Origin of the sequence: Streptomyces sp. PU-14G (assembly GCF_041028275.1) — a bacterium.
In the GTDB taxonomy this organism is placed as follows: Bacteria; Actinomycetota; Actinomycetes; order Streptomycetales; family Streptomycetaceae; genus Streptomyces.
Map to the genome: position 1 here is coordinate 1 of NZ_JASKYT010000342.1, position 7658 is coordinate 7658.

Genomic DNA, 7658 nt, shown 5'->3' on the forward strand with positions numbered 1-7658 from the left:
CCCCCAGCACCAGCGGGAAGCCGAAGGCCAGCACGGGCGGCACCGCGGGCAGCAGCGGCCCCCGGGTACGCAGCGCCAACTCCGTGGCGGTGAGCGACGCCAGCCACACCACCGCGTGCGGCAGCACGAGGAAGTCGGCGCCCGAGGGCGCGGGCAGGATCGTCGTGAGGATCGCGTGCGGCGAGTCCAGCAGCGCCGCCCACACCTTCGCCACCGCCTCGCCCGTCGGCAGCCCGACGGACGCCTCGCCACGGAACAGCGTCGCGCACACCACCACCAGCCACACCACGACGTTCAGCACCAGCGACGGCCAGAGCGGCGCCGCGCGCCCTCTGCGGCGCTGCCCCAGATACAGGCCGGCCGCCACCGCCATCGGGACCGGCACGGCCACCGCCAGCACCGGCACCAGCGACCCCACGGGAAAGACCCGGTGGAAGCCCAGCCCCGCGCAGGCCAGCATTCCGGCGACGGGCAGCGCAGACGCCGCGCGGCGTGCCGGAGAGAGGCGGTGCCGCGCGGGCGGCGTGCCCGCAGCCCGGCCGCCACCACCGGCGTCGCCCTCCGCTTCCAACGAACGCTGCGGCGGCAGGACACCGGGAGATGCCCCGGTGGCCGAGTCCGGAGCAGCCGGGCGTGGCGGCGCCCAGGACGGGCCGTCGTGCCCTGCGGGCCGCGCGCCGGCGGTGGCGGTGGCGGGGCGTGGTGTCGACGCCCCGGCGGCGGGGCGCGGTGTCGACGCGGGACTCATCGCGCCGCCTCCCGACGCCAGGCGGCCGGCAGGACATCCAGACCGGTCACCCGCAACTGCGGGACGTCGCTGCCGAGACCCTGCGGCTCCGCCTCAGCCCCGTCCGTTCCGGCGCCCGTACGCAGCACCACCGTCCGGTCGAAGCGGCGGCGCACCCGCTCCAGCGCCCCGAGGCCCCTGGTGTCGCCCGTACCGGTGATGACGACGAGGGAGCCGCGGCGCCGGGCCCGCTCCAGTTCGTCGAACGCCCCGGCCGCCGAGGCGTGTGCGGAACGCTGCACCAGCGCGAGCCGGTCCAGCAGCGCCTCGGCGTCGCCGCCGCCCGCCCCGTCCGTCCGCAGGAGGGGACCGGCCTCGCCGATCACGTCCACGGGGAAGTTGGAGCGGGCCGCGGCGAACGCCACGGACGCGGCACAGTCCACCGCCAGTTCGAAAGCGTCCTCGGTGCGGTAGGCCACCGCGCGCGTGTCCAGCACCACCGTGGTGTGCGGCAGGGAGACGTCGACCAGCTGTTTGACCATCAGCGTCCCCGTGCGGGCCGAGGAGCGCCAGTGCACCCGGCGCAGATCGTCCCCCAGCACGTACTCGCGCAGGGCGTGGAAGGTCAACGACCCCTCGTCCGCGGTGTCCGACGTCGGCCCCTCCACATGGTGCGCCGTTCCCGACGGCAGGACCGGCAGCGGACACACCCGTGGCCGCACCAGCAGCGTGTCCGTACCGCCCTCGCGCGGCCCGAACACCCGCACCCGGCGGGAGAGGCCCAGCGGATCCGTACGCTCCAGCCGCAGCGGCCCCAGCGCGATGCGACCGCGCCGCTGCGTCGGCAGCGGGTAGCGCACGGTGTGCTCCGTGCCGGCGGCGAGCGCCGGTACGCGCAACGTCAGCGGCGACTCGCCGCACCGGTCGGTCAGATCGAGACCCCGGCGGCTGCGTCCCCCGGTGTTGGTGAGGGCGACGAAACCCTCGGCACGGTCGCCCCGCGCCACCTTCCGCGGCGTGACCCGGCGGCGCGCCGACAGCCGCGGCGAACGCCCCGTCCACACCAGGGCCACACCCACCGCCAGCACGCAGGCCAGCCCGAGGACCGCCGCCTCCGGATAGCCGAACCCGTACCCGGCCCCCAGGAGTGCCGCGCCGCCGACCAGTGCCCCCCAACCCGTCGGCGACAGCATCAGAGAGGGGCTCCCGCCTGCGGGACGGGAACCGTGGCCAGCGCCTCCGCGATGACGTCGGCCCCACCGCGCCCGCTCAGCTCGGCCTCGGGGGTCAGGATGAGCCGGTGGGCCAGCACGGGCTCCGCCAGCGCCTTCACATCCTCCGGCAGCGCGTACGTACGCCCCTGCGAAGCGGCCCGCACCCGCACGGCGCGCAGCAGCGCCACGGAGCCGCGCGGGCTCGCGCCCAGCCGCACCTCAGGCAGCGCCCGGGTGGCCGCCACCACCCGCACCAGGTAGTCGTACAACTGCGGCGCCACCTGGATCTGCCGGGCCACCTGCACGAACTCCGCGATGTGCTGGCCCGTCGCGATGGTCGGCAGCTGTTCGATGCCGGGCTGCCCGGACTGCGACGCGGCACCCGACAGGACGGCGACCTCGGAGGCGTGATCCGGATAGCCGAGGGTCACCTGCATCAGGAAGCGGTCCAACTGGGCTTCCGGCAGCGGATACGTGCCGCCCATGTCCACCGAGTTCTGCGTCGCGATCACCATGAAGGGGCGCGGCACCGGATGGGTGCGGCCGTCCGCGGTGACCTGCCGCTCCTCCATCACCTCCAGCATCGCCGACTGGGTCTTGGGCGAGGCCCGGTTGACCTCGTCCCCGAGCACGATGTTGGCGAACACCGGGCCCGGCAGGAACTCGAACGCACCGGTGTTCTGGCGGTAGATCGTCACCCCCGTGATGTCCGAGGGCAGCAGGTCGGGTGTGAACTGCACGCGGTGCCAACTGGCCTCCAGCGAGGCCGCCAGGCAGCGCGCCAGCGTCGTCTTGCCGGTGCCGGGCACGTCCTCGATCAGCAGGTGCCCCTCGGAGAACAGGCACACCAGCGCCAGCTCGACGGTCTCGCGCTTGCCCTTGACGACGCGTTCGACGTTGTCGCCGAGAGCGTGGAAGCACTGGGCGAGCAGCGCGACGGACTCCCGCGACGCGGACGGGGCAGCCGGATGCTGCGGTTCTAGTCGCACTTCCAGACCTCCGGTGAGAACTCGCCATCCTTGTGCTTGCTGGTGTCCACCCACAGATCGCTGACGTAGCCGGTTTTGCCGTCCCACTCGATGCGGTCCCACACGGCGCTCTTCCACCCGTAGGTGTCGTGGACCTCGGGCGTCCCCTCGACCTGGCAGATGACCTTCAACATCGGGGTCTCACCGGCCGGTACCTGGCCGAGCCGTGTGCCCTCTTTGGTGCTCGGCTGGGTGCGGATACCGACCTCCTCGCCGTCGTCGGCGTTGTCGGTGATCCTGCGGTTCAGCGGGTGGGAGAGATTCACCGACACGGCCGTGCTTCCTCCCGACCCGGCCGCGTTGGTCGCCGCGACGGTCACGTTGTACGTGCGGTTGTTGGCCAGCCCGGTCAGCTGCGCCTTCGTCGCGGACGTGGTCTTCGGCTGCTTCCCGCCGGTGACGGTGTACTGGGTGCCGCTGCCGGCATTGCCCGGCGCCTGCCACGTCAGGTTGATGCCCTTGCCGCCCTGCGGGAAGGCGTACTCGACCTTCTGCGGGGCGCCGGGGGCCACGCACGGCCGGGTGGGAACGCTGCGGCCCGACTCGGCCTTCTGCCCGTCCGAGAACTCGGCCTCCACAGAGAAGCTGTACTGCTGGGCGCAGGAGCCGCCCCGCACCTCGAAGGTGAACGGCCCGTTCGCACCGACCTTCGCCGGCTTCACCTCGGCGCCGGGTGGCGCCCCCTCCAGCCGGTACCCCGTCGGTTTCACGCCGGGCGAGGGGGCGAAGGAGATCCTGATGACGCCCGCGCCGGACTGGGCCTGCGGCGTGCCGGGTGGCCGCACCTTCGGCTTCCCCTCGCCCTCGCCGGGCTGTTCGGACTCCTGCGGCTTCTTCGGCTCTTTCCGTCCGGGCGCTTCCTCGTCCGGCTCACCGCCCCTGTCCGGCTTGCGCGCGGGCGCATCCGGTCCGGACGGCGTCTCGTCCCTGCCGGGGTCCGAGGGGCCCTCCGGCACGGAGTCGGGCGCGTCCTGGCCCGGCGCCGGGTCACGCTCGCCGTCATCGCCCGAAGGCGCGTCCTCGCGCGGCTTGCGCCCCGAGGGCACATCCGTGTCGTACTTGTGGACGCGGTTGACGTGACCGGAGGAGTTGATCACCACGGCGGTCGCGTTGTCCTCGTCGTTGACCCACAGCAGGCCGTCGCGCACGAACAGGCTCAGCTTTCCGCGCTTGCCGGTCACCTTCACCGGCTCGGTGATCGCGGCAGCCTCGGTGTCGTACACCTTCAACGTGCCGTTGGAGTGGTCAGGTACGTACACCTTCGAACCGAGCACCTGGGGGGTGCCGTACTCGTGGCTGCCCGCGCCCAGGGACGCGCTCAACAGCGAGCCCGTACGGGTGTTGACCAGCGTCATGCGACCCGACTCGCGGGCCAGCACCGGCACCACGTCGCCGGCCGTCGAGGACGGGACCAGGACCGACCCCGCCGGAGCCTCCGAGACGCCGGACGGCAGCTTGAAACGCAACCCCACCCCCGTACGCTTCAACACCGCCACCGTGCCGCCCTTGGTGTCCGTGACCACCGGGCGGCCGTCGGCCAGGGTCATCATCAAGGTGGAGGGCTTCCCCCTCTTGGCGCCCACCTTGATGGCGTCGCCCTCCTTGCCGCGCGGGAACGGTACGACCGTGCCCTTGCCCGGCACCGGAACCCACAGCGTCCCCTTGGGATCGGCGACGGCCTTGCCCAGCGGCCCCGAGCCCAGGTCCACCGGGCCGCCGAGAGGCGTCGTGCGTACCGGATCGATGCGCTGTACCTGCGCCTTGACCGGGTCGACGAGGTACGCGTACGAGCCCCCCGACACCAGTTGGAGCCCGGAGCCGTAGCGCGAGGACTGCTCCGCGGTCAGCTGCGAGGGATCGATCCGCACCAGCTTCCCCGTCTTCTCGTCCAGCACCAGTACCGTCTTGCCGTCCTGCGAGATGGAGACCGGATGATCGCCCATGCCGGGCAGCTTCACCTTGCCGTCCACGTCACCGGTCAACCCGTTGGCGTGCGCGGCCTCACCGGTACGGGAACTGGTCAGCCAGGCACCGATGTCGGAGAGGTCGGGCACCGCACCCGCCTTGCCCGAACCGACGACGACGGACGTGCCGACGAGCGCGCCCACCGAACACAGTGCGATGTAGCCCGTCGCCCGGCGGCGACTGGGGCGCACGGCCGCCCAGGCGGACGCCACCAGCGCCGCACAGCGGGCCCTGAACGCCGCAGGACCGCGCGGTCGGCGCTCCCCCTCACCGGCGTCGCCGTCGTTGACCAGCCGCCGCGGACGCAACCCCGGCGTCCGGCTTCCTTCGGAGCTCCCCCGAGCCTCCGGCATCGACGTCCCCTCCCCGTCCCGTCCACACACCACGTCACCCGCGATGCGCTGCCTTCGAAGGTTAACCAACCAGCCCTCGGGCCGGTCAGCGCCGAACGCGGGGCTGTGACAGGAGTATGACGTCCGGTACTGACACGGAACCCTTCCGTCACCGGACCGCTCGCATCCCGCCGCCGAAGACGCACTCCGCGCCGCCTCCCGCCCCGTCCCCCCGGCTGCTGACAGGATGCCCCGATGAGTCGCCCACTCCTCTACCTGGACGTCGACGGCCCGCTCAACCCGTGGGCCGCGAAGCCCGAGCGGCGGCCCGCCGGGTACACGGCGCACCGGATGAAGCCCGACAGCTGGGTCGCCCTGCACGCCGGTGCCCCTCCGGACGCCGTACCGGCGCTGCGCGTGTGGCTCAACCCCGCACACGGCCCCCGGCTCCTCGAACTGAGCGGACCGTACGACCTGGTGTGGGCCACCACCTGGGGCGAGGACGCCAACGTGCACCTCGCACCCGTCCTCGGCCTTCCCCACCTGCCGGTCGTGGAGTGGCCCGCGCTGTTCGGCGAGGGGCAGGAGGGAACCTACTGGAAGACGAGCCACCTGGTCGGTCACGCCGCCGGGCGGCCCTTCGCCTGGGTGGACGACGAGGTCGGTGAGGCCGACCGCGCTTTCGTGGCCAGCCGGCACGACGCCCCGGCGCTGCTGCGCCACGTCGACCCCCGAGCAGGCCTGCGCGACGCGGACTTCACCGCCCTTCACGCCTTCGCCCGCGCACTCGGTCCCGGTCACACAGTGTGAGACCGGCAGGACAGCCAGGGTCTGGCGGGGCGTCCGGGACATCGAGGAGAGACCGCCGGCAGACCCGGGCGGAGGCCGGCCGCAACCCGTGATCTGCGATCATGCGGGCATGGGCCCGAACAACAGTCCTTCCCCCGCTCGCCGGCGCGAGCCCGCCGTCATCGAGACGGAGCGCTTGACGCTGCGACCGCTCACCCGCGACGACGTGGACCTTCTGGTCACCTTGCACGCCGACCCCGAAGTCACCCGCTTCGTGCCGACATTCACCCGCGCGCAGGCGAACGAACGTCTGACCGAGATCGAGCGCCAGTGGGCGGAGCGCGGACACGGGCTGTGCGCCGTCGAACTGAAGGACACCGGGGAGTTCATCGGACGCTGCGGCCTCAACTACTGGGAGGTCTTCGACGAGGTCGAGGCCGGCTGGACCTTCCGGCGTTCCTCCTGGGGCCACGGATACGCCACCGAGGCCGCACGAGCCTGCGTCGAGTGGGGGTTCCAGCGCCTGGACGTGCCCTACTTCACCTCCATGATCGACCCGGCCAACACGGCCTCGGCAAGGGTCGCCCAGCGGCTCGGGTTCACCCCGCAGCGCGAGGACCACTTCCTCGGCCACGACGTCACCGTCTACGCCCTGCACCGACGGGCCCACGCCGCGCACCGTCCTGGCGACGAGAACCCGCACCGCCCTGGCCAGGAAAACCCGCACCGTCCCGGCCGTGAGAGGGAGTGACGCGGGCACCATGGCGCATGCAGGGAAGGACGAGGCGGGGCACGGCCAGGAGCGCGGCGCCGCGCGCGCCCGTGAGCAGCCGCTGCTGAGACTCACCGGCGTCGGCCGCCGCTTCGGCGAACGGCAGGCCCTCCACCCCATGGACCTGGACGTGTCACCGGGCACGTGCACGGCCCTGTTCGGACACAACGGATCGGGCAAATCGACACTTCTGCGCCTGGCCTGCGGCCGGGACAAACCCACGGTGGGCACAGCCCTGTTCGAGGGCAGACCCGTCGACGAGGACGACCCCGAGGTACGTGCCCGCGTCGCCGTCGCCGGTGACACCGTGGCGTTCTACCCGGACCTGACCGTCCGCGAACACCTCGAACTCATCACCCTCGCCCACGACGTGGCCGACGCGGACGGCTGGATCGACCAGGTGCTGGCGGACCGCCGGCTGAGCGGCCACGCGAACCAGCTCCCCTCCGCGCTCTCCTCGGGCCAGACCCAGGCACTCCAACTGGCCGCGGCCCTTGTCCGCCCGCGCGACCTGCTCGTCCTCGACGAGCCCGAACAACGACTCGACCCGGCGGCGCGCGCCCGGCTCGCCGAACTCCTGCGCGGCGAGAAGGGCGACGGAGTCGCGCTCCTGCTCGCCACCCACCAGGCGGAACTCGTCCACGCGGTGGCCGACCACGTCGTCGTCCTCGAGGACGGCCGTGTCCGTGCGCAGGGAGACCCGGACGTGCTGCACGAGTGGGGTGGCGGCGCGTGAGCCGGTCGGCTGAAAAACCCCACCGAGAGGACGGCCAGGGCGCACCCCCCGTCCACGCCCCGGCCTCTACCCCTGCCCACGCGCCTGCCCTGGCC

6 protein-coding genes and 1 pseudogene are annotated in these 7658 nt (G+C 72.9%); 3 read left to right on the forward strand and 4 right to left on the reverse strand.

Translation table 11 applies throughout. The features are described from left to right. From AB8Z75_RS28100 to AB8Z75_RS28115, 4 genes and pseudogenes are all read right to left on the reverse strand, one after another. A pseudogene (locus tag AB8Z75_RS28100) lies at positions 1 to 748 on the reverse strand (hypothetical protein); the annotation flags it as partial. Beyond that, complete coding sequence (locus AB8Z75_RS28105) at positions 745 to 1920, reverse strand: DUF58 domain-containing protein (protein WP_369206799.1); 1176 nt, start codon at positions 1918 to 1920, stop codon at positions 745 to 747. The pseudogene AB8Z75_RS28100 and the gene AB8Z75_RS28105, both read right to left, overlap by 4 nt. After that, on the reverse strand, positions 1920 to 2930 hold the full coding sequence (locus tag AB8Z75_RS28110) for an AAA family ATPase (protein WP_369206801.1): 1011 nt from the start codon (positions 2928 to 2930) through the stop codon (positions 1920 to 1922). Before AB8Z75_RS28110 ends, AB8Z75_RS28105 begins: the two co-directional genes overlap by 1 nt. After that, positions 2921 to 5242: a hypothetical protein gene (locus AB8Z75_RS28115; RefSeq protein WP_369206802.1), complete on the reverse strand. Its 2322-nt coding sequence runs from the start codon at positions 5240 to 5242 to the stop codon at positions 2921 to 2923. The genes AB8Z75_RS28110 and AB8Z75_RS28115 overlap by 10 nt, the downstream gene beginning before the upstream one ends. A gap of 279 nt (positions 5243 to 5521) precedes the next feature. Here AB8Z75_RS28115 and AB8Z75_RS28120 point away from each other — a divergent pair, with 279 nt between their 5' ends. The 3 genes from AB8Z75_RS28120 to AB8Z75_RS28130 all read left to right on the forward strand — a co-directional run bounded on the left by AB8Z75_RS28120 (position 5522) and on the right by AB8Z75_RS28130 (position 7563). Beyond that, on the forward strand, positions 5522 to 6076 hold the full coding sequence (locus AB8Z75_RS28120; protein WP_369206804.1) for a hypothetical protein: 555 nt from the start codon (positions 5522 to 5524) through the stop codon (positions 6074 to 6076). A 109-nt stretch (positions 6077 to 6185) separates the two neighbouring features. Next, positions 6186 to 6806 (forward strand): GNAT family N-acetyltransferase, encoded by a 621-nt coding sequence (locus tag AB8Z75_RS28125; RefSeq protein ID WP_369206805.1) that lies wholly within the window; start codon positions 6186 to 6188, stop codon positions 6804 to 6806. A 139-nt stretch (positions 6807 to 6945) separates the two neighbouring features. Then, complete coding sequence (locus AB8Z75_RS28130; protein ID WP_369206807.1) at positions 6946 to 7563, forward strand: ATP-binding cassette domain-containing protein; 618 nt, start codon at positions 6946 to 6948, stop codon at positions 7561 to 7563. Positions 7564 to 7658: the final 95 nt, after the last annotated feature.